This window comes from Streptomyces sp. NPDC037083 (assembly GCF_055606485.1).
This window is the reverse complement of sequence record NZ_JBVJSQ010000011.1, coordinates 85,301-105,609: the sequence shown is the minus strand read 5'-3', so window position 1 is coordinate 105,609 and position 20,309 is coordinate 85,301. Positions and strand designations below refer to the sequence as shown.

General features: G+C 71.0%; 16 protein-coding genes. 2 read left to right on the top strand and 14 right to left on the bottom strand.

Going from position 1 to position 20,309, the window contains the following annotated elements; genetic code table 11:
- Positions 1–145: 145 nt before the first annotated feature.
- On the bottom strand, positions 146–1,009 hold the full coding sequence (locus ACZ7DE_RS27485) for an ABC transporter permease (RefSeq protein WP_470765675.1): 864 nt from the start codon (positions 1,007–1,009) through the stop codon (positions 146–148).
- Positions 999–1,814, bottom strand: coding sequence for an ABC transporter ATP-binding protein (locus ACZ7DE_RS27480; RefSeq protein WP_470765674.1), 816 nt, complete (start codon positions 1,812–1,814; stop codon positions 999–1,001). The genes ACZ7DE_RS27485 and ACZ7DE_RS27480 overlap by 11 nt, the downstream gene beginning before the upstream one ends.
- Before the next feature lie 160 nt (positions 1,815–1,974).
- Here ACZ7DE_RS27480 and ACZ7DE_RS27475 point away from each other — a divergent pair, with 160 nt between their 5' ends.
- Positions 1,975–2,667: a response regulator gene (locus ACZ7DE_RS27475; protein WP_470765673.1), complete on the top strand. Its 693-nt coding sequence runs from the start codon at positions 1,975–1,977 to the stop codon at positions 2,665–2,667.
- 80 nt (positions 2,668–2,747) lie between these two features.
- Here the strand turns inward: ACZ7DE_RS27475 and ACZ7DE_RS27470 are convergent, their stop codons facing one another.
- The 6 genes from ACZ7DE_RS27470 to ACZ7DE_RS27445 all read right to left on the bottom strand — a co-directional run bounded on the left by ACZ7DE_RS27470 (position 2,748) and on the right by ACZ7DE_RS27445 (position 9,732).
- The gene (locus tag ACZ7DE_RS27470) at positions 2,748–4,340 is read right to left on the bottom strand and encodes a solute symporter family protein (protein ID WP_470765672.1); all 1,593 of its coding nucleotides are present in this window, start codon (positions 4,338–4,340) and stop codon (positions 2,748–2,750) included.
- Positions 4,337–4,915 (bottom strand): DUF485 domain-containing protein, encoded by a 579-nt coding sequence (locus tag ACZ7DE_RS27465; protein WP_470765671.1) that lies wholly within the window; start codon positions 4,913–4,915, stop codon positions 4,337–4,339. The genes ACZ7DE_RS27470 and ACZ7DE_RS27465 overlap by 4 nt, the downstream gene beginning before the upstream one ends.
- Before the next feature lie 80 nt (positions 4,916–4,995).
- Positions 4,996–5,688 carry a response regulator transcription factor gene (locus ACZ7DE_RS27460; protein WP_470765670.1) on the bottom strand — a complete coding sequence of 231 codons (693 nt, stop codon included), beginning with the start codon at positions 5,686–5,688 and terminating at the stop codon, positions 4,996–4,998.
- Positions 5,685–6,836, bottom strand: a complete 1,152-nt coding sequence (locus ACZ7DE_RS27455; RefSeq protein WP_470765669.1) for a sensor histidine kinase — start codon at positions 6,834–6,836, stop codon at positions 5,685–5,687. Before ACZ7DE_RS27455 ends, ACZ7DE_RS27460 begins: the two co-directional genes overlap by 4 nt.
- Complete coding sequence (locus ACZ7DE_RS27450; protein ID WP_470765668.1) at positions 6,833–7,357, bottom strand: DUF1453 domain-containing protein; 525 nt, start codon at positions 7,355–7,357, stop codon at positions 6,833–6,835. The genes ACZ7DE_RS27455 and ACZ7DE_RS27450 overlap by 4 nt, the downstream gene beginning before the upstream one ends.
- Before the next feature lie 254 nt (positions 7,358–7,611).
- Entirely contained in the window at positions 7,612–9,732 is a 2,121-nt protein-coding gene (locus tag ACZ7DE_RS27445) for a DNA gyrase/topoisomerase IV subunit B (protein WP_470765667.1), read from the bottom strand.
- 445 nt (positions 9,733–10,177) lie between these two features.
- On the opposite strand from ACZ7DE_RS27445, the gene ACZ7DE_RS27440 reads away from it, so the two are divergent.
- Positions 10,178–10,408: a DUF7455 domain-containing protein gene (locus tag ACZ7DE_RS27440; protein WP_266522504.1), complete on the top strand. Its 231-nt coding sequence runs from the start codon at positions 10,178–10,180 to the stop codon at positions 10,406–10,408.
- A 110-nt stretch (positions 10,409–10,518) separates the two neighbouring features.
- Here the strand turns inward: ACZ7DE_RS27440 and ACZ7DE_RS27435 are convergent, their stop codons facing one another.
- From ACZ7DE_RS27435 to ACZ7DE_RS27410, 6 genes are all read right to left on the bottom strand, one after another.
- Positions 10,519–11,385, bottom strand: coding sequence for a serine protease (locus ACZ7DE_RS27435; RefSeq protein WP_470765660.1), 867 nt, complete (start codon positions 11,383–11,385; stop codon positions 10,519–10,521).
- Between the two features lie 133 nt (positions 11,386–11,518).
- Positions 11,519–13,063, bottom strand: coding sequence for an RNA polymerase sigma factor (locus tag ACZ7DE_RS27430; protein WP_470765659.1), 1,545 nt, complete (start codon positions 13,061–13,063; stop codon positions 11,519–11,521).
- A gap of 427 nt (positions 13,064–13,490) precedes the next feature.
- Positions 13,491–14,378, bottom strand: coding sequence for a FadR/GntR family transcriptional regulator (locus ACZ7DE_RS27425; RefSeq protein WP_470765657.1), 888 nt, complete (start codon positions 14,376–14,378; stop codon positions 13,491–13,493).
- 163 nt (positions 14,379–14,541) lie between these two features.
- On the bottom strand, positions 14,542–16,698 hold the full coding sequence (locus tag ACZ7DE_RS27420; RefSeq protein ID WP_470765655.1) for an ABC transporter ATP-binding protein: 2,157 nt from the start codon (positions 16,696–16,698) through the stop codon (positions 14,542–14,544).
- A gap of 281 nt (positions 16,699–16,979) precedes the next feature.
- Positions 16,980–17,738 carry an NUDIX hydrolase gene (locus ACZ7DE_RS27415; protein ID WP_470765653.1) on the bottom strand — a complete coding sequence of 253 codons (759 nt, stop codon included), beginning with the start codon at positions 17,736–17,738 and terminating at the stop codon, positions 16,980–16,982.
- A gap of 140 nt (positions 17,739–17,878) precedes the next feature.
- The gene (locus tag ACZ7DE_RS27410) at positions 17,879–19,798 is read right to left on the bottom strand and encodes a glycogen debranching N-terminal domain-containing protein (protein WP_470765651.1); all 1,920 of its coding nucleotides are present in this window, start codon (positions 19,796–19,798) and stop codon (positions 17,879–17,881) included.
- Between the last annotated feature and the right edge of the window lie 511 nt (positions 19,799–20,309).

Sequence of the window (20,309 nt, the reverse complement as noted above, 5' to 3'; positions counted from 1 at the left end):
TGCGGGGTGGGAGGAGGCGCTGGGGGGAGCGTGCGAGGGCGACGTCCGCCTGGGAGCGACCTCCGGGGACGACGTCCCGAGGTCGTTCAACGAGGGTCGGCTGGTCGTCCGACGTGGGGATCAGCTGGTCGCCCGACGAAGGGGGTCAGCTGTCGGAGCCCGAGGGCTTCCAGCGGAAGATGCGACTCTCCGCGAAGGTCAGCAGCCCCTCGGCGACCAGGGCGACGACGGCGAGGATGACCATGGCCGCGTACACGCCGGCCGCGTTGAATGTGCCCTGGGACTGCGCGACGAGCAGCCCGATGCCCTTGGTCGCCCCGATGTACTCGCCGACGATCGCGCCGATCAGGGCGAAGCCGAAGCTGACGTGCAGGCTGGTGAAGATCCAGGACGTGGCCGACGGGATGACCACCTGGAGCGTCACCCTGCGGTCGCTCGCGCCGAGGATGCGGGCGTTGGCGACGAGGTTGCGGTCGACCTCGCGGGCGCCCTGGAAGGCGTTGAAGAAGACCGGGAAGAACACCAGGACGACGGCCGAGGCGACCTTGGAGGCGGGGCCGAGCCCGAACCAGATCACGAAGATCGGGGCCAGCACGATCCTGGGTATGGAGTTGAGAACCTTGATGTATGGACCAAGGATGTCGGCGAGAAAGGTGATCCGTCCGAGCGCGATGCCGCACACGACACCGGCGACCACACCGATGATCCAGCCGAGCAACGCCTCGTAGAGCGTGTACCAGATCTGCTCGCCCAGCGAACCGAGCGCGGTCCCGTGCGTCACCCAGGTGTAGATCTGGTCCCAGATCTTCGTGGGCATCGAGAAGTTGAACGGATCGATGACCTTGGCCCGGGACAGCGCCTCCCACAGGCCGAGCACCGCCACCAGGAGCAGCACACGGGACGTCGTCACGACGATCTTGCGTCTGCGGGCGGCACGCGCGCGTGAGTGGGCGCGGTCCGGGGTCTTGGCCGTGCCGACCACCGGTGTGCTCAGAACGTCAGGCGACATGGGCGGCACCTCTCTCGCGGGTGATGCGGACCTCTTCGCCGAGGGACTCCCAGATCTCGCGGTAGATCTCGATGAACCGCGGTTCCAGGCGCACCGACTCGACCTTGCGCGGCCGGGGCAGGTCGATGTCGAACACCTGCTTCACGGTCGCGGGACCGGCGGTCATCACGACGACCTTGTCGGCCAGCGCGATGGACTCCTCCAGGTCGTGGGTGACGAACACGACGGACGCGCCCGTGCCCTCCCACAGTTCGAGGAGCTCGTCCGACATCAGGGCCCTGGTCTGCACGTCGAGCGCCGAGAACGGCTCGTCCATGAGCAGGATCTCGGGGTCGTTGACGAAGGTCGCGGCGAGGGCGACGCGTTTGCGCTGACCGCCGGAGAGCTGGTGCGGGTAGCGGTCCTCGAAGGCGGCGAGCCCGACCCGGTCCAGCCACTCGCGTGCCTTCCGCTTCGCGTCCGCCTTGGGCACACCGCGGAAGCGGGGGCCGGCCATGACGTTGGACAGGACGGTGCGCCACGGGAAGGTCGCGTCCTGCTGGAAGACGAAGCCGACCTTGTCGCCGACGCCCCGCACGGGCTGCCCGGCGACCAGCACCTCGCCCTGGGTGGGCTCTTCCAGGCCGCTGACCAGGGTCAACGTAGTCGACTTGCCGCAACCGGTCGGTCCGACGACGGCCACGAACTCGCCGTGACCGACGGTGAGGTCGAGTTCCCGCACGGCGGTGTGCGGGGCCCCCGACGGGGTCCTGAAGACCTTGCTCGCACCCCGCAGCTCGATGGCGGGGCTGGTGTGTGCGCTCATGGCCGGGGACGGTAGGGGCGACCCCCGGGGCAGCATCAGCCTTCTGAGCGCATGCGCTTCTTTTGCTTGCAAAGGCCTGTTGTGCTCGTTTTGCTCGCGCTACAACAGCGAAGCCGAAACACGGGCCCGCAGCCCGCCTGGCCCTCAGGAGAGAGGCCCGATGATTGACGTCCTGGTGGTGGACGACGACTTCCGTGTCGCCGAGATCAACGCCAAATACGTGGGAAAGGTTCCCGGATTCCGGGTGGCCGCCCGCGCACACAGTGCCGCCCAGGCGCTCGCCTCCGTGCAGCGCGGGAACATCGACCTGGTCCTGCTCGACCACTATCTGCCCGACGAGACCGGACTCGAACTCGTCCACCGCATGCGGGAGCAGGGCCACGGCACCGACGTCATCATGATCACGGCGGCCGGGGACGTCACGACCGTGCAGACCGCGATGCGCCTGGGGGCGCTGCACTACCTGGTCAAACCGTTCACGTTCGCGGCGCTGCGCACCCGCCTGGACTCCTACGCCGCTCTGCGTCGGACGGTCGACCGGGTCGGCGGCCACGGCGTCGCCGGGCAGGAGCAGGTCGACCGCATCTTCGGCGCGCTGCGCACCGGGCCGGCGCCGTCCTCACCGGGCCTGCCGAGCGGCCACTCCGAACCGACCACGGACCTGATCTGCGCCGTCCTGCACCGCGCGAACCACCCTCTGTCGGCCCACGAGGTCGCCGCCGAGACGGGCCTCAGCCGTTCCACCGCCCAGCGCTACCTGCGGCACCTGGAACAGGCCGGCCGGCTGCGTCTGTCCCTCAAGTACGGAGACACGGGCCGCCCGGAACACCGCTACGCGTGGGTGGCGCCGTAGCGGTCCCGGAGCATTCGGCCGCCGGGTCGTGCGGGCTCTGAGGACAGCATGGCGACGATGCGTGGGCCGTCCGTCGTCCGTCACACGGCCCCCGCCCCCGTCAGCGAGCGCACCTCGGTTTCCGCGTGCTTCGCCTCATCCGCGACCTCGGCGGAGGTCACCGTGCCGAGCCAGCCCGCCACGAAGCCCAGCGGGATCGAGACCAGGCCGGGATTCTGCAGGGGGAAGTACTGGAAGTCCATGTACGGGAAGAGCGACTCGGGGCTGCCCGACACCACCGGCGACAGCACGACGAGCGCCAGGGCCGGGATCAGGCCGCCGTACACCGCCCAGACGGCGCCCCGCGTGGTGAAGCCCCGCCAGAACAGCGAGTACAGCAGGACCGGCAGGTTCGCGGACGCGGCGACGGCGAAGGCCAGCCCGACCAGGAAGGCGACGTTGAGATCGCGGGCCAGCAGGCCGAGCCCGATCGCGGCCACGCCGACGCCCACGGCGGCGAGCCGTGCGACAGCGACCTCGCTGCGCGGCTTGGCGTCGCGTCGGCGCAGGGAGGCGTAGAGGTCGTGCGCCACCGACGCCGAGGAGGCGAGCGTGATGCCGGCGACGACGGCGAGGATCGTGGCGAAGGCGATGGCGGCCACGACCGCGAACAGCACCGTCCCTCCCGTGGAGTCGGCGCCGCCGCCCATGTCGAGTGCCAGGAGCGGCACCGCCGTGTTGCCCGACGCGTTCGAGCCGCGCACGGCCTGTGGACCGACGATCGCAGCCGCACCGAACCCCAGCACGATCGTCATCAGGTAGAAGCCGCCGATCAGCCCGATCGCCCAGACCGCCGAGCGCCGGGCCGCCTGCGCGGTCGGCACGGTGTAGAAGCGGGACAGGATGTGCGGAAGCCCCGCCGTGCCCAGCACCAGCGCGAGGCCCAGGCTCATGAAGTCGAAGCGTGCGGTCCAGTCACCGCCGTACTTCAGCCCGGGCGCCAGGAACGCGGCCCCGTGCCCGCTGCGGTCGGCCGCCGTGCGCAGCAACTGGTCGAAGTCACCGTGGAAGCGCACCAGGACCAGCACGGTGAGGACCACGGTGCCGCCCAGCAGCAGGACCGCCTTCACGATCTGAATCCAGGTGGTGGCCCGCATCCCTCCCAACGACACATAGATCACCATGAGCGCGCCGACCCCGATGACGGCCCAGGACCTGGCCGCCGCCCCCGTGTTCCCGAGGAGCAGCGCGACCAGGCTGCCCGCACCCACCATCTGCGCCACCAGGTAGAGAACGGACACGGTGACCGAGGAGGTTCCCGCCGCGATCCGTACCGGCCGCTCGCTCATACGCGCGGCGACCACGTCGGCGAGCGTGAACCTTCCGCAGTTGCGAACCAGTTCGGCCACGAGGAACAGCACCACCAGCCAGGCCACGAGGAAGCCCACCACATACAGCAACCCGTCGTACCCGAACAGCGCGATGAGCCCGGTGACGCCCAGGAACGAGGCGGCCGACATGTAGTCGCCCGCGATGGCAAAACCATTCTCCATGGGGGAGAACAGCCGCCCGCCGGCATAGAACTCCTCCGCCGAACCGTGCCGCTTGCGGCTCACCCAGGTGGTGATCCCCAACGTCACCGCGACGAAGACGCTGAACAGCAGCAACGCCGGCGCCTGATGGTTGCCGGTCATGACGCCCCGCCTCTCACTCCGCGCGTCAACTCCTGTGTTTCCCAGCGCAGTTCGAGTGCGGCACGGTCCCGCCGCAGCCGCGCGTGCCGGGCGTAGGCCCAGGTGAGCAGAAACGTGCTGAGGAACTGTCCGAGCCCCGCGAGCAGAGCCATGTTCACCGCCCCCGCCACGGGCCGCGCCATGAACTCGGGCGCGGTCGTCGCGGCCACGACGTACGCCACGTACCAGACGAGGAACGCGGCGACGGCAGGCACCACGAACCGCCGGTACCGGCGGCGCACTTCCTGGAATGCCGCGCTGCGCTGCACCTCGAGGTAGATCTGGGCCGCCGCCGCGGCGCCGGTCTCCCGTTCCCGCCGGGCCGCCGGAAACTCGCTCACGGGCGTGTTCACGGCGGCCGACTCGCCCCAGCCCGAGGCGAGAGCGTCGTACCACGGGTCCTCGTAGCGCAGGTCCCCTGTCGGTTCGAAGAATGCCCGATCTGGATCGTGGTGGTGTTCACGCGCGTGCGACAGGGGGCCGCCGATCTCGGGACCGCCCCCGTCAGCACGGACACGGCCGTTGCTTGACTGCATGCCCAAGGATGGACAGAACGGGAAGATCCCCGACTCTTCTTCCCCGAACACTTCACCCCATCAGGTGACCATTGGGCCATTCACCCTGTGGGTGGCCGTACCAACCTCTTTCGATACGCGTAACGCACCGCCTGGGCACGGCCCTTGAGCCCTGTCTTGGTGAACATGTTGTTGATGTGGGTCTTCACCGTCGCGGTGGACACGCCCAGCCGGCGCGCGATCTCCTGGTTGCTGAGCCCCTCGGCGATCAGCACCAGCACCTCCGCCTCCCGCGTGGTCAGTCCGTCCGGCGCGGCCACCGGCTCCGGCGGCTCCGCCGGGTCCGGTTCGGGCGCCGACAGGCGTTCCAGCAGCCTCCGCTGGACACTGGGCGACAGCCCCGCGTCCCCGGACAGCACACTGTGCACGGCCCGTACGATCTCGTCCCCGCCCGCGTCCTTGGTGAGGTAGCCGCGCGCTCCCGCTTTCAGCGCCGGGAACAGGGACTCGTCGTCCGCGTAGGTCGTGAGCACCACCACCTGCGTTCCCGGGTGCTCCGCGCGGATGCGCCGGGTCGCCTCCACTCCGTCGCAGCGGGGCATCCGCAGGTCCATCAGCACCACGTCGGGGGCGAGTTCGGCGACGAGCCGCACCGCCTCGTCCCCGTCCCCCGCAGCGCCCACGACCTCGACTCCCGGCAACAGGCCGAGCAGCATCACGATGCCTTCCCGGACCACCGTCTGGTCGTCCGCGACCACCACCCTGGCGGGCTTCTTCTCCGGCTCGCCGGTCATACCGGCACCTTCAGCGTCACCACGAAGCCCTCCTCGCCCGGTCCGGCGGCGAGCGACCCGCCCAGCAGTTCGGCGCGCTCCCGCATGCCCAGCAGACCGTACCCGCCTCCGACCTCGGCGAGTTCGCCCGGCGAACCCCCGGTGTCCCGTACGTCCAGGGTGACTTCGCGCGGCCCGTACTCCAGCCGCACCCGAACCTTCGCACCCGGCGCGTGCTTTCGGGCGTTCGTCAGGGCCTCCTGGGCGACCCGGCGCACGGCCTGCGAGGCCTCGGCCGTAAGTGGCCGGCGTTCACCCCCCACGGTGACCTCGGCGCCGTCGGACGTGCGGACGAGGCCGGTCAGGAAGTCCTCCAGCGGCGTCAGTTCGCCGCGCAGCGCGGAGAGCGACTGTCTCGTCTCCTCGAGGCCGTCGCGGGCCATTCCCCGTGCCGCCACCACGCGTTCGAGGATCCGCTCGCGGTCCGCACCCCGCTCGATCAGCAGCCGGGCCGCCTCCAGGTGCACGAGCTGCGCCGAGAGGCTGTGCGCCAGGACGTCGTGGATCTCCCGGGCTATGCGCGCCCGCTCCGCGAGCGCGGCCGACTCGGCCTCCGCCACGCGCGCGGCCCGCTCCTGGGCGAGCAACCGCTGTGCGTTGCCTCTGGCTTCGGCGTCCAGTCGCAGGGCGTATCCGGCCAGGGCCATCCCCCCGACGACGGAGGCCGAGGTGAGCCCGGCGTCGTCGTTGACCGTGGCGAAGGCGCCGAAACCGGCCGCGGCCACCGGCAGGGCGGCGACCAGGGGAAGCCGCTCCAGGGCGGTGATGGCGCATCCACAGCACAGGACCACGGCCGGGGTGCGGAATCCGGCGGCCTCGGAAGCGACCGCCAGCCCCAGCAGCATGAGGACCAGCGCCAGGGACGGCCACATCCGGTGTTCGAAGGTGGTCCGGAACAAGGCCCACGCCAGCGCGCCCGCCACGAGGGCTCCGCCGGCCCCGGCCACCGCGACCCACCCGTGGACGCGGCTGTCGTGGACGGCGCTCCACAGCAGCGCGCTCAGCACCAGCAGTCGCACGGCCCAGGCGAGCAGCCGCCTTGGGCGCGAGACCTCCCTGGGACTCAACGCCTCCCGCGAGGGCCAGCGGGTCCAGCCGTTCTCCGTCACACGCGCTCCTTCCACGCGGACCGGGGCGCGCGGTCACCGTACGCCGGGACGTGAGCGGCGGCCGGGCGCACGGACTGCGCACGCCGCATCAGGATGCCCGACCGGACCAGCAGCGTGGCCGCGAGCGCCGGCATCAGGGCCGAGCTGCCCTGGTGGACGCCCAGCAGCACGCCGACCCCGAAGAGCCCCAGCCGCAGACCGATGCCGACGATCCAGACGAGGACGCTCGCTCTGGTGCTCTTGCTCCAGACCGCGCCGTCGGGCTCCACCCAGACGCGCGTGGTCCGGGCCCAGGCCGCTCCCGTGGCCAGCCCGACGAGCACTTCGGCGCCGAGCACGAGGGCTGCCGCCGTTTGATGACGCGCGTCGAGCAGCTCCGGTTCGCGCAGCGCCACGAGGATCAGGATCACCGGGAGGAGCCACCATCGCCGGTCCGTGTCGAGGCGGCTCGCGCGGAACTGACGCACGATCACCAGTGCCACCACGCCCGCGATCAGCAGTACGTTGACGAGCCCGGACATCGCAGCCTCCGTGAGCGGGAAGAGGATGCCGGCAGCGAGCGCCGCCGACGCCTTCGACGCTACGGAAACGTGCCGCTGCGCAGATCGGCGCCGGGGTGGATCATGGGTGGATCTTCGACAGCCGTGGTCTCCACCCGTGGGTGGAGACCACGACCGGACACCCTTGACCAGCGCTGGTCGCGGGCGTGGTGCCCGGCGGGCGCTCCGGTTTTCCGGTCGCGCCTGCCGGGCCCCGGCCCCAGCCGACCTCGCGACTACGCGTCGATGCGTGACCGGTCCAGCGTCGCCGCCGAGCTGGAGATGAACTCCTTGCGCGGTGCCACGTCGTTGCCCATGAGCAGGTCGAACACCTGCTCCGCCGCTTCCAGGTCGGAGAGGTTGATGCGGCGCAGGGTGCGGTGACGCGGGTCCATGGTGGTCTCGGCGAGCTGATCGGCGTCCATCTCACCGAGGCCCTTGTAGCGCTGGATGGAGTCCTTGTACCGGACGCCCTTGCTCTGGAACTCCATGAGCGTGTCGCGCAGTTCGCGGTCGGAGTACGTGTACACGTACTTGTCCTGGCCCTTCTTGGGCTGGGTCAGCTCGATGCGGTGCAGCGGCGGCACCGCGGCGAACACCCGGCCGGACTCGACCATGGGCCGCATGTAGCGGTGGAACAGCGTCAGGAGCAGCGTCCGGATGTGGGAGCCGTCCACATCGGCGTCGGTCATCATGATGATCTTGCCGTAGCGGGCCGCGTCGATGTCGAAGGTCCGCCCGGAGCCGGCTCCTATGACCTGGATGATCGCGCCGCACTCGGCGTTCTTCAGCATGTCGGTCACGGACGACTTCTGGACGTTGAGGATCTTGCCCCGGATCGGCAGCAGCGCCTGGAACTCGGAGTTGCGGGCCAGCTTCGCCGTGCCGAGCGCGGAGTCTCCCTCGACGATGAACAGTTCGCTGCGCTCGACGTCGTCGCTGCGGCAGTCGGCCAGCTTCGCGGGCAGGGACGAGGACTCCAGTGCCGTCTTGCGGCGCTGCGCGTCCTTGTGCTGCCGGGCCGCGATACGCGTCCGGGCGGCGGCGACCGCCTTCTCCATCACGACCCGCGCCTGAGCTGCCGCGTCGCGCTTGGTGGAGGTCAGGAACGCCTTGAGCTCCCTGGAGATCACGGTGTTCACGATGCGCCGGGCCGCGGAGGTGCCGAGGACCTCCTTGGTCTGGCCCTCGAACTGGGGTTCGGCCAGCCGTACGGTGACGACGGCGGTCAGACCCTCCAGGGCGTCGTCCTTGACGATGTCGTCCTCGGCGACGCGCAGCATCTTCTTGGCGCGCAGCACCTCGTTCATCGTCTTGGCGACGGCCTGTTCGAAGCCGGCGACGTGGGTGCCGCCCTTGGGCGTGGCGATGATGTTGACGAACGACCGCAGGGTCGTGTCGTAGCCGGTGCCCCAGCGCAGCGCCACGTCGACGCCGAGCTCGCGGGTGACCTCGGTCGGCGTCATCTGCCCGTGGTCGTCCAGGACCGGGACCGTCTCCTTGAAGGTGCCCTGACCGGTGAAGCGGAGGACGTCGCAGACGGGCTTGTCGGTGGCCAGGTACTCGCAGAACTCACTGATGCCGCCGTCGAAGCGGAACGACTCCTCGCCCTTGCTGCCGCCCTCGCCGAGACCGTACTCGTCACGCACGACGATGGTCAGGCCGGGCACCAGGAAGGCGGTCTGGCGGGCGCGCTGGTGGAGGTTCTCCAGGGAGAGCTTGGCGTCCTTGAGGAAGATCTGGCGGTCGGCCCAGTAGCGCACGCGCGTGCCGGAGCGGTTCTTGGCGACCCGCTTGATCTTGCGCAGACCGCCCGTCTCGAACTTGGCGTCCGGACCGTCCGCCGCGAAGGCGCCCGGCACTCCTCGCCGGAAGCTGATCGCGTGCGTGTGGCCGCCCCGGTCCACCTCGACGTCGAGGCGGGCGGACAGGGCGTTGACCACGGAGGCGCCGACGCCGTGCAGGCCGCCGGAGGCGGCGTAGGAGCCGCCGCCGAACTTGCCGCCGGCGTGCAGCTTGGTCATGACGACCTCGACGCCGGACAGACCGGTCTTGGGCTCGACGTCGACGGGGATGCCACGACCGTTGTCGCGGACCTCCACCGAGGCGTCGTCGTGGAGGATCACCTCGATGTGGTCACAGTATCCGCCCAGGGCTTCGTCGACGGAGTTGTCGATGATCTCCCACAGGCAGTGCATCAGGCCACGGCTGTCGGTCGAGCCGATGTACATTCCCGGGCGCTTCCGCACGGCCTCGAGGCCTTCGAGGACGAGCAGGTGCCGCGCGGTGTAGTTGGAACCGTCCCGGTCTGCTCCTGCCAGCAGCGCTGTGGACGGCACGGACATTTCGGCGGTCACGCGGTTCGCTCCTCGCTGAATTTCAGTTGGGGCCCTTCTGGGTAAGGGCGCGACTTGAGTTGCCGCCACGAGGGTACCGAGGCCTGGTAGAGCCGTTGTAACGCCACCCTCACGTCTGAACTCACACTAGTCCAGCGTCGTATGCGTGTTCGATCCCTCGATGGAGTGAAGTACATATCACGTTCCCTTCGGGGCATGAACCATTTAGGCTCCGGGCACGTCCTCATGAACAAACCGGCAACCCAGCCGGGAGGATCGGACCATGACCGACAGCGCGAAACCGTAAGCACCACAGACCACGCAATACGGCACATTCGCCGCCAAACCGGCAGCAGACGGCCACCTCGGAAAGATTTTTCGAGGAAAAGCCACGAGCGGGAACGTTTTGGGGCTGGTTGGATGTTGACCCTGGTACGACAGCTCGTCGAGCTAGAGAAGAGGCGACGTGACTACTGTTCTGACCCCCGCGAGCCCGCTGACGGCCGCTGACCGCTGCGACCGCTGCGGCGCCCAGGCGTACGTGCGCGTCGTCCTGCTCAGCGGCGGAGAACTGCTCTTCTGCGCCCACCACGGCCGCAAGTTCGAGCCGGAACTCAAGAAGATCGCCGCTGAGATACAGGATGAGACGGAGCGGCTGACTACCGTTCCCGAGTCCGCCTCCGAAGAAGAGCGCTGATCCGACGCGTCACCGACGAGCCAGACCGGCACAGGCCGGCGTACGGGCGGCCGTCCCTGCCACAGGGGCGGCCGCCCGCTCATATGGCTCACGCGCCGCAGAGGACCCGCTCAGGCGCCGCGAGGGGCCTCGTGAGGGCTCCGAGTGCCGGCGTCCCAGCGCAGCGTCCGCAGGGCGTCTGACACCCGTGCGTAGACGCCCGGGCTCCCCGCCCGCCCACAACCGCTGCCCCAGGAGACGAGGCCGATGAGTCGGCCTTGCGCGACCAGCGGCCCGCCGCTGTCGCCCTGACAGGCGTCGGGGCCGCCCCGCGCCTCCCCCGCGCACACCATGCTGCGCGCCTCGTACCTGCCGTCGGAGGAGCCGGGATACGCCCGCTCGCAGAGTGCGTCGGCCAGCACATGGACGCGGGCCGCCCGCAGACTGTGGGCGTAGGCGCCCAGCCCCGTGGTGTCGCCCCAGCCGTAGACGACGGCCTCCTCGCCGGGCGTGTACGCCTTGTCGCCCGCGGCGGCCATGGCTATGGCGGATCCCGCCGGCAGGGGTTCGGCAAGGCTGAGCACGGCGAAGTCGCCGGCATTGCTGGAAGTGTTGTAGTCCGGGTTCACCCAGACGCTGCGTACGGCCACCTCCTGCCCCGTGGCCGAGTGCAGGTCCGTACGGCCCGCGACGACCTTCAGGTCGGCCAACCGCCCCGGCGGCGTCCCCAGGACGTCCTCGCCCATGCAGTGGGCCGCCGTGAGCACGGTGGACCGGCCGACCGCCACGCCTCCGCAGAACTGTCCCGAGCGCATACCTCCGAACCGGTCACGGCTGGACAGCGCGACCACCCACGGGGTCTGGGAGACGTCGACAGGGACACCGCCCAGGACGACGCCGTCGGAGGCCGCCGGGGCGGCGGAGGCCAACGGTATGGCCATCGCCGCGGCCGCCAGGATCAACGGCCGGGACAGGGCCCGGACCAGGGAACGACGCATGCGTGCTCCTCACTCTGAAGTGATCAATGAACACCCAGAGTGATTCAGAGCGTGCCGCCGCGCACCCGCGCACCGACGCCGAGGGCCCGGCTCCCCAGGGGGAGCCGGGCCCTCGGCGTCGTACGGCTACGGCCTAGTCGAGGTAGTCGCGCAGCACCTGCGAACGGGACGGGTGGCGCAGCTTCGACATGGTCTTGGACTCGATCTGGCGGATGCGCTCGCGCGTGACGCCGTACACCTTGCCGATCTCGTCGAGGGTCTTCGGCTGACCGTCGGTGAGACCGAACCGCATGGAGACGACGCCCGCCTCGCGCTCGGACAGGGTGTCGAGCACCGAGTGCAGCTGCTCCTGGAGCAGCGTGAAGCTGACCGCGTCGGCCGGGACCACGGCCTCGGAGTCCTCGATGAGGTCACCGAACTCGCTGTCGCCGTCCTCGCCCAGCGGGGTGTGCAGCGAGATGGGCTCGCGACCGTACTTCTGGACCTCGATGACCTTCTCGGGGGTCATGTCGAGCTCCTTGGCCAGCTCCTCCGGGGTGGGCTCGCGGCCCAGGTCCTGGAGCATCTGGCGCTGCACGCGCGCGAGCTTGTTGATGACCTCGACCATGTGCACCGGGATACGGATGGTGCGGGCCTGGTCGGCCATCGCGCGGGTGATCGCCTGACGGATCCACCAGGTGGCGTACGTGGAGAACTTGTAGCCCTTGGTGTAGTCGAACTTCTCGACCGCGCGGATCAGACCGAGGTTGCCCTCCTGGATGAGGTCCAGGAAGAGCATGCCGCGGCCGGTGTAGCGCTTGGCCAGGGAGACCACCAGACGGAGGTTGGCCTCCAGGAGGTGGTTCTTGGCGCGACGGCCGTCCTCGGCGATGATCTCCAGCTCGCGCTTGAGCTTCGGCGCGAGCTTGTCGGCGTTGGCCAGCTTGTCCTCGGCGAACAGGCCGGCCTCAATGCGCTTGGCGAGCTCGACCTCCTGCTCGGCGTTGAGCAGGGGGACCTTGCCGATCTGCTTGAGGTAGTCCTTGACCGGGTCGGCGGTGGCGCCGGCGGCCGCGACCTGCTGCGCGGGCGCGTCGTCCTCGTCGTCGTCGGACAGCACGAAACCGGCGCTCTCGGTGCCCTCGGGCTCGTCGCCGCCCTTGGGAGCGTCCTCGAGGACCTCTTCCTCGATCAGCTCGGCGTCGTCCTTCTTGCCGGTGGTCTTCTTGGCCGCCGTCTTCTTCGTGGCGACCGTCTTCTTGGCGGCCGCCTTCTTGGCGGTCGTCGTCTTCTTGGCAGCCGCCTTCTTGGCGGGGGCGGCTTCCTCTGCGGGGTCGTCCACAGCTGGTGCGGCCGGGGCTGTCGCGGTGGTGGCGGTGGCCTTGCGCGTGGTCACCGTCTTCGCCGCGACCGTCTTGGTGGCGGTGCGCTTGGCCGGACTCTTCGCTGCGACGCTCTTTCGGGTGCGCTTAGGCTCCGCGGCACTGACCATCAGCGTCACACCCTCTTCCTCGAGGATCTGGTTGAGGCTGCGCAGTACGTTCTTCCACTGAGTGGCCGGAATCTGGTCAGCTTCGAAGGCCCGACGCACATCGTCGCCGGCGATCTGCCCCTCAGCCTTTCCCCGCTCAATGAGCGCCATGACAGAGACGGACTCGGCGATCTCCGGCGGGAGCGTACGGGATGTGCTGGCCGACACGAACAACCTCTCGGAACGTTGGAAAACGGCTTCCGGCCCCGTCCGAACGGACAGGAGCCGACCACCGGCCTGGGGGTGGGCCGACGGCGCGGGCGGGGGCCGGGAGGATGCACAGCGCCTTGAACGGCGTCCGTATTCCCTCCGCGGCAGTCACCTCTTAGGTCATCGCGTTGTTTCCACAAGCGTTACGCCCAATCTTCGTGGCCCGAGTCACACCGCGTAAGCATGGAAAAACGGTCAGACACGGGCAGAGCCGGTCACCCGTGGTGTCTACCCGAGCTTGCGCGACCGAATCCCCCCTGTCGACCGTCGGACCCCGCAGGCCCCGTGACGGGTTCTGCGGGGTCCGACGGGAGTGCGGGCGAATCGGCCGAGGATGACGCAGGAGGGGGAAGGCATCCCCGGACCGTTCCACCCGCGGGTGCGGTCAGTGTTCGCGCGGCGCCGGCACGACGCGCTCCACCTCGGGGTGCACGGTGAGCAGCTGTCGCATGGCCGTCTCCGCCGCCGTGCCGTCGCCCGCGGCGAGGGCGTCGACGATCCTGCCGTGGTGGGACAGCGACGCGTCGGTCGGCCGGTCGCAGGCCGTGACGGGGCCGCCGGAGACCTGGAGGGCGGAGGAAACGATCCCGGAAAGGTGTTCCAGCATGCGGTTGCTCGCGACCTGGATGAGCAGCGAGTGGAACTCGGTGTCGGCCCGGGAGTACGTGAGCGCGTCGCCCTGCCCCATGGCGTGGGCCATGATCTCGACCATGTCGCCCAGTCGCTGCTGGACGTCGGCGCGCCCGTGCCCGGCCGCGAGGCGGGCTGCGAGCGGCTCGATCGTCCAGCGCAGCTCGCTCAGCTCGCGCCGCTGATCGTCGCGCTGGGGGCCGAAGGCCCGCCACTCGATGATGTCCGGGTCGAGGAGATTCCAGTCGCTCACGGGACGCACACGCGTGCCGACGTTCGGCCGGGCGCTGACGAGGCCCTTGGCTTCGAGGACGCGCAGCGACTCGCGGACGACGGTGCGGGACACCTCGAACCGCTGGCCGATCTCCTCGGGCACCAGCGGGCGGTCGGCGCCCAGATCACCCGAGACGATCATCTGGCCCAGCTGCTGGACGAGTTGGCCGTGCAGTCCGCGTCCGCGGCTGCCCGCGGCACGGCGGCCCACGCGGCCCAGCTCGGGATCCGCGCCCTCCCAGACGGAAGCCCCGACGCGGTCGGCGGCAGGGGCCTCGGCGTAGGGATAGCGGTCGAGTCCGCCCGGGCCGGCCAGACCGGAGTCGGTGGAGCGGGCGGCGGTCATCATGGTGTGCGCAAGGGTACTCACGGATCCTTTGTCGGCGCTGCCTCCAACTCCCTTGAGGTCTTTGGTGAAAAGCACACGAAAGGGTGATCGCTCACCCCGTCGCAATTGACGCCTTATCGGAAAGAAATGGGCTTTCTGTGGGGAGTTGCGCACATGCCAGGACGGGATCGGCCGGGGACAGTCGTCATCGGACCCTGCTACGCAGGGCTGTGAGCAGATACGCGCACAGCAGGGCGGTCAGGGACAACGTCATTGCCCCACCGACAGGTTGGGTGATCACCCGTGCCAGACCCGTCAGATAGCGCTCTCCCCCGAAGGGCCACTGCACCAGGAGCGTCTCGCGCAACCGCATCGAGAACCCCGCCGCCATCCGCACGGACGTGCTCTCCACGGCCTCCTGTACGACGGGTACGACGACCACGGGCACGGCGAGCACCGCCGCCAGTCCGGCCGTGGTGGACCGGAAGACCCCGGCGGCCAGCACTCCGGCCCAGGCGCAGCCGACCACGAGCCCGACCCAACTCGCGCTCAGGCCGATCCAGTCCGCGGGAACTCGCGCGAGCTCCCGTCCGTAGACGAGATAGAGCGCTTCGGCGTCGCAGCCCACCGTGACGAAGGCGAGCATCAGCGCGGTCAGGGCGGCCACGAGGAGCTTGGCGGTGAGCACCCCGAGCCTGCGCGGCACGGTGCCGCGGTCCGCGGCCAGGGCGGGGTGGCGGAACTCGTCGCCGAAGGCCAGCGCGCCGAGCAGCCCGGCGCCGAGCGCGGCGGGGGGCAGCGGCAGTTCCACCGGCCACGCGGCCAGCAGTCGCGCCTGCTGGGTGTGGCCCGCGCGGGCCAGGAGCAGGGCGGTGAGGACGGAGGCGAGCAGCACGGCGGCACCGGTGACGAACCCGGTGCCGATCCCGGTGGCGCGGCGGATTTCGTAGCGGAGGGGGCGCAGGGGACTGGGAGCGGAGCGGACGGAGATGGGAGGCGGCAGGGCCGGCAGGACGTCGGGGGTCCGGGACACGGACACTCGGGCGGTGCGCCGGGCGTAGGGCACTACGGGCGGTTCGGCGCCGGGTCGACGGTGCTCCACGGTGAGAGCCGTGGTCGCGGCCGGTGCGTCCGGTGCGTCCGAGGGACCGCTGTCGGCGGCGCCCGGCGCGGCCGCGGCGGGCCGGGCGGCGGCTTCGGAAACCGCGGCGCCGTTCGTCGAGGGCTCATCGATCGGCCGGTACGTCGCGAGGGGCGGTGCCAGTTCGGCGTCGGACGGATGCGGCGCGACAGCGGCGACCGTCTCCCGGGCGCCGTCCTGCGCACCGGAGCGCTCGGACGACTCCAGGCCGTCCGCGCCCACCCCGGAGACGACGACGGCACGCCTCCCGGCCGACGTGTCCGGCCCCGCGGCTCCCGACCGACACGACCCCGCTCCGGCCCACGCCCCACGCAGCGACTCCGTCCCTGCACCCGCACCTGCTTCTGGCCCCATGTCCCCCGTCTCGTCGGCGAGTTGGTGGACGAGGATGCCGTTGCGGAACGCCGTTTCGCCGACGTCGGCGCACGTGCTGCCGTACACGGAGAGCCGGTTGCCGTCCTCCTGCACGACCTCCACGGAACGTCGCGCGGCTCGGGCCTCCGTGGCGAGCAGGGCGGCCAGCCGCATGGCGTGCGGGCTGCGCACGGCCACGCGGGGGCGCAGCCGGGTGCGGGCGAACTCGGCGACCTCCTGATCGGCGACGACCCTGCCCTGGTCCAGGGTGACGACGCGGTCGGCGGTGCGGGCGGCCTCCTTGGAATCGGCCGTGGTCGTCAGAACCGTGCCGCCCTGGTCCGCGTGAGCACGCAGCATGCCGAAGAGCCAACGGCTCTCGCGCCCGGAGAGCCCGTCTGCGGGCTCGTCGAGGACGAGGGTGTGCGGGTCGGCGAGAAGGGCGCAGGCCAGTCCGAGTCTCCGGTCGACGCCGCGGGAGAGGGCACCGAGGCGCTCGTCGCGCAGGCTGACCAGCCCGACCACTTCGAGCACCTCGTCGGCCCGCCGGACCGGCACGCCGGCGGCCGCGCACAGCATGCGCAGATGGCCGCGCACCGTGCGGGCGGGGTGCCCCGGCACGTCGCCCAGAAGGACGCCGACCTCGCGCGAGGGGTGGGCGATGCGGTGCAGGGGGCGGCCTCTGAAATGGGCGAGACCGCGGCCCTCTTCGAGTTCGAGCATCAGTCTCAGCACGGTGGTCTTACCGGCGCCCGGAGCTCCGAGCAGCACGGTGACGCGGCCCGCGTGCGCCTCGAAAGAGACGTCGTCGACGGCGGGCGGAAGCGCTTTGCTGGAGTTGCTGGTCAATCCGAAGGCCTGGATCACCCGTAGCAAGATAGCGCGCTATGTCCGTTTTTTCCGTTCACCGCACGGTCGAGTGCGCAAGCCGGCTTGCTCCGTTCGGAATCCGTTCCCGTGCGTCAGCCGCCAGGGCGGACCGACGTCGGGCCTCGGGGCCGCCACCGTCCGGGCATGCCAGACTTCGGGGCCGCCGGACGCCTGGGCTCATCAGACCTCGGGCACCTCAGGCTTTGGGCACGTCAGACTTCGGTCCTGCCGGACGTCTAGGCACGTCAGCCGTCCGGGCATGTCAAAGCTCGGGCGCGTCAGACCTCGGGCCGCAGCATCGGCGGGTTGAGCAATGTGGCACCGCCCGCCCGGAACAGTTGGGCCGGGCGGCCGCCCTGTCGGGTCGTGGTGCCGCCGGTGGGCACCAGGAAGCCGGGGGTGCCGGTCACCTTGCGATGGAAGTTGCGCGGGTCGAGCGCCACACCCCATACCGCCTCGTAGACGCGGCGCAGTTCGCCGACCGTGAATTCGGTGGGGCAGAACGCGGTCGCGAGGGAGGAGTACTCGATCTTGGAACGGGCTCGCTCCACCCCGTCCGCGAGGATCTGGGCGTGGTCGAAGGCGAGCGGCGCGACCGGTTCGCCGTCCCGGCCGTAGCCCCCGTGGTGCAGCAGTTCCTCGACTGGCGCCCAACGCGCGTTGCTGGCGTCGCCGCCCGCTCGCGGAGCCGGCAGATCCGGGGCGAGTGCCAGATGGGCGACGCTGACGACGCGCATCCGGGGGTCGCGCTTGGGATCGCCGTATGTGGCGAGCTGTTCCAGGTGAGCGCCGTTGTCCTGAGCCGGAACCGAGGGGTCGTGGGCATGCAGACCGGTCTCCTCGGCCAGTTCACGCGCCGCCGCCTGGGTCAGGTCCTCGTCGGCCCGTACGAAGCCGCCGGGCAGCGCCCACCGTCCCTGGAACGGCGCCTCGCCCCTGCGTACCGCCAGCGCGCACAGGGCATGGCGACGCACGGTCAGCACGACCAGGTCCACGGTGACGGCGAAGGGCGGAAAGGCTGACGGGTCGTAGGGCATGCGGCGATCATAGTCGTCTTCCTGACGATAAACACTCCCTTCCGCGGTCTCGTCGACCGCTGATCCACTTCGGTTCGGCACGGGTGTCACCGTGCGCCCCGGCGCCTGAGCTGCTTCGTGTCCCCCGAGGTCACATGGGGTCACACCCCCAGTTGGAGGCCGTCGGCGGCCTCCTCCACCATGGCGAGTCCGAGCCGGCTGACCCGTACGGAGAAGGGGGCGCCCGCCACCCGCAGGCCGGTGAGGCCGACCTCGCCCAGAGGCGCGCTCGGCAGGGGGCGCAGCGTGACGGTTCCGGCCGGCGCGTCCGGCCGGATGCCTGCGAGGGTGGTCAGCAGCAGGACTCCGGCCGCCGCCGCGGTGGCTGCGGGCCGGCAGGCGGCCGGGTGGGGCAGGGGCGCGCTTCCGTCGCCGCGCTGCTCGCCGGCGTACATCTCCGGGAGGCGGTGGTTGAAAGCCTCGGCTGCCGCCAGTACGCCTCGCAGCAGCGCCGTGCTCTCCCTCTCGTAGCCGGTGGCGGCCAGTCCCGCGACGGCGATCGCCGTCTCGTGCACCCGTACGGCGCCGCTGCGATGGCCGAAGGGGTTATGGCCGACCTCCTTCGCGCCGAGGCCGCGAAGCCCCCAGCCCGAGTCCATGGCGGGACTGCCGAGCAGCCGGGCGAGTTGCTCGGTCTGCACCTTGTCCAGGAGCCCGGGTGCGTGGGCGCCGCCGCCGAGCAGACCGGTGTCGAGGATGTGGACGGTGGTCGCACAGAGGTGGGGCAGCGGCCGCCCGTCCGGTCCGAGGGCGGCAGCGGGCCGACCGCCTCCCGGGTCGTCGATCCAGAAGTCCCGCCGGAACACCGCCCGCGCCGTCCGGGCCCACTCACGTAGCGCGCCGCCGCCCGGTCTTCCGCAGGCGTCGAGCAGGTCGGAGCCGAGCAGTGCCGCACGGTGGGCGTGCGCCTGGGTCTCGCAGCGGACCGGTCCGTTGGGCTGGGGATCCCTCAGGTAGGGCCCGTCACCGACCGAGGCGCGCAGCCAGGTCAGGCAACGTTCGGCCGCCGGCAGCAGTTCCTCCGTCTCACTGTCGGGCAGACCCCAGCGGCGGGCTTCGGCGAGGAGCACCGGGAAGAGCAGCGTGGCTTCCGTTCCCGTGCAGGCCGGTGGCAGGTGCACGCCCGCGTCCCGTCGCGGACCGGGGATCATGCCGTGGCGGGGTCCCGGGGCCGTGACCTGGGTACGGGCGAGCGTACGCAGCGTGCCCGCGGCGAGACGGGTGCCGAGAGGCAGCGTCATACGGGCCGCGGCGAGGGCTTCGGCCGGGGCCAGGCCGCAGCGCCACGGTGCCCCCGCCGCGAGGTGGGTGTCCGCGGGGTACTCGGGGTCGCGCACCAGCAGAGCCTGCAGATCCTCGACGCTCGTCGCGAGGAGGGCGCGGACGCGCGGGTCGTCGCCCGTGGCTTGTGCAGACGCGAGCGGGTTCGTCGCCGCACGGCCCACGGCACGGACCGGGCCCGTGCCGTCCAGCCGGACTCGCAGTTCCACGCAGACGCTGCCGCCGGGCGGCACGTCGAAATTCCAGCGCAGCAGTCCTGCGGAGGCGATGGCGTCGGAGGGTGGGGGGTCGGCGGTGACGCTCGAGGTCCCGGCCGCGCAGGACCAGCGCAGCCCGCAGTCGTGGACGCTGGCGGGCAGTTCGGGGCCCACGGTGCCGGCGGCGATCGCCCCCAGGTCCGCCAGGTCGGTGCCGAGGGCCACCTCGACGGGGAGGCGAAGCGGCCGTGCGGCGGCGCTGCGCAGGGTGATCCGCTCCGTTCCGTCCGCGGACCGGGTCCGCTCGACGACGACGTCCGGGTCGGGGCCGCCGTGCGGAGTGACGCGCAGGGTTCCGACGAACCGCGCACTGTCGGCCAGTGTCATACGGGCCTGGACGACCAGCGGTTCGCGTCCCGCCACCCGAACCTGGCAACGGGACAGGATGCGCCGCCCCGCCCGGTAGAAGCCTTCCAGGCCCCGCCCGTTCAGCTGCCCCTGTTCCGTCGAGATGGCGAGGCCCGGCAGGGCGACGCAGATCATCGCCGTGTGAGCGGGGGGCAGACCGGCGGTGCGTGGCGGCGCCGGCGACCGGGCAGGTGGCGTGGCGCCCCTGCCCGAGGTCGCCGACGGACGACCGGCCACGGCGGACGTCGGAAGGCGGGACAGGGCGCGGCCGTCCTGTCCGGTGTACGGGCCAGGGCCCCCGTCCGACCCGTCATGGGGCCAGGGGCGCCGGGCGTCTCCGGGGAACAGGGCCCTTCGCGGATCCGGCGGCCCGTCCGAAAGCGGTCGGTCGACACCCTCGCCGCGGGGCGGCACGGGGTTCTCGTGGCTGGAGCGTTCGTCGGCGGCGGAGGGCGGAGTCGGCTGATGCATGCGGTGACTTCTTCTGCTCTCTGTGCGCCTCGGGCGGGGTCGAGGCCTGGTGGAAGGCTCCGGCAGGGCGGGTGAGCTGCGGCGGTACGCCCTGTACGGGGCAATCCGCCACTCAGGTGAACGGGACGGGGCTTCACCAAGTCACGCATCTGGGCTCGCGCCCCACCGAATGGCG

Excerpts from the sequence above, each read along its gene's own strand:
- ACZ7DE_RS27460 (WP_470765670.1), bottom strand. The coding sequence starts at position 5,688 with ATGACCGGCGAGCCGGAGAAGAAGCCCGCCAGGGTGGTGGTCGCGGAC.
- ACZ7DE_RS27480 (WP_470765674.1), bottom strand. The coding sequence starts at position 1,814 with ATGAGCGCACACACCAGCCCCGCCATCGAGCTGCGGGGTGCGAGCAAG.
- ACZ7DE_RS27475 (WP_470765673.1), top strand. The coding sequence starts at position 1,975 with ATGATTGACGTCCTGGTGGTGGACGACGACTTCCGTGTCGCCGAGATC.
- ACZ7DE_RS27410 (WP_470765651.1), bottom strand. The coding sequence starts at position 19,798 with ATGATCTGCGTCGCCCTGCCGGGCCTCGCCATCTCGACGGAACAGGGG.
- ACZ7DE_RS27450 (WP_470765668.1), bottom strand. The coding sequence starts at position 7,357 with ATGTCCGGGCTCGTCAACGTACTGCTGATCGCGGGCGTGGTGGCACTG.
- ACZ7DE_RS27485 (WP_470765675.1), bottom strand. The coding sequence starts at position 1,009 with ATGTCGCCTGACGTTCTGAGCACACCGGTGGTCGGCACGGCCAAGACC.
- ACZ7DE_RS27415 (WP_470765653.1), bottom strand. The coding sequence starts at position 17,738 with ATGCCCTACGACCCGTCAGCCTTTCCGCCCTTCGCCGTCACCGTGGAC.
- ACZ7DE_RS27470 (WP_470765672.1), bottom strand. The coding sequence starts at position 4,340 with ATGACCGGCAACCATCAGGCGCCGGCGTTGCTGCTGTTCAGCGTCTTC.
- ACZ7DE_RS27435 (WP_470765660.1), bottom strand. The coding sequence starts at position 11,385 with ATGCGTCGTTCCCTGGTCCGGGCCCTGTCCCGGCCGTTGATCCTGGCG.
- ACZ7DE_RS27465 (WP_470765671.1), bottom strand. The coding sequence starts at position 4,915 with ATGCAGTCAAGCAACGGCCGTGTCCGTGCTGACGGGGGCGGTCCCGAG.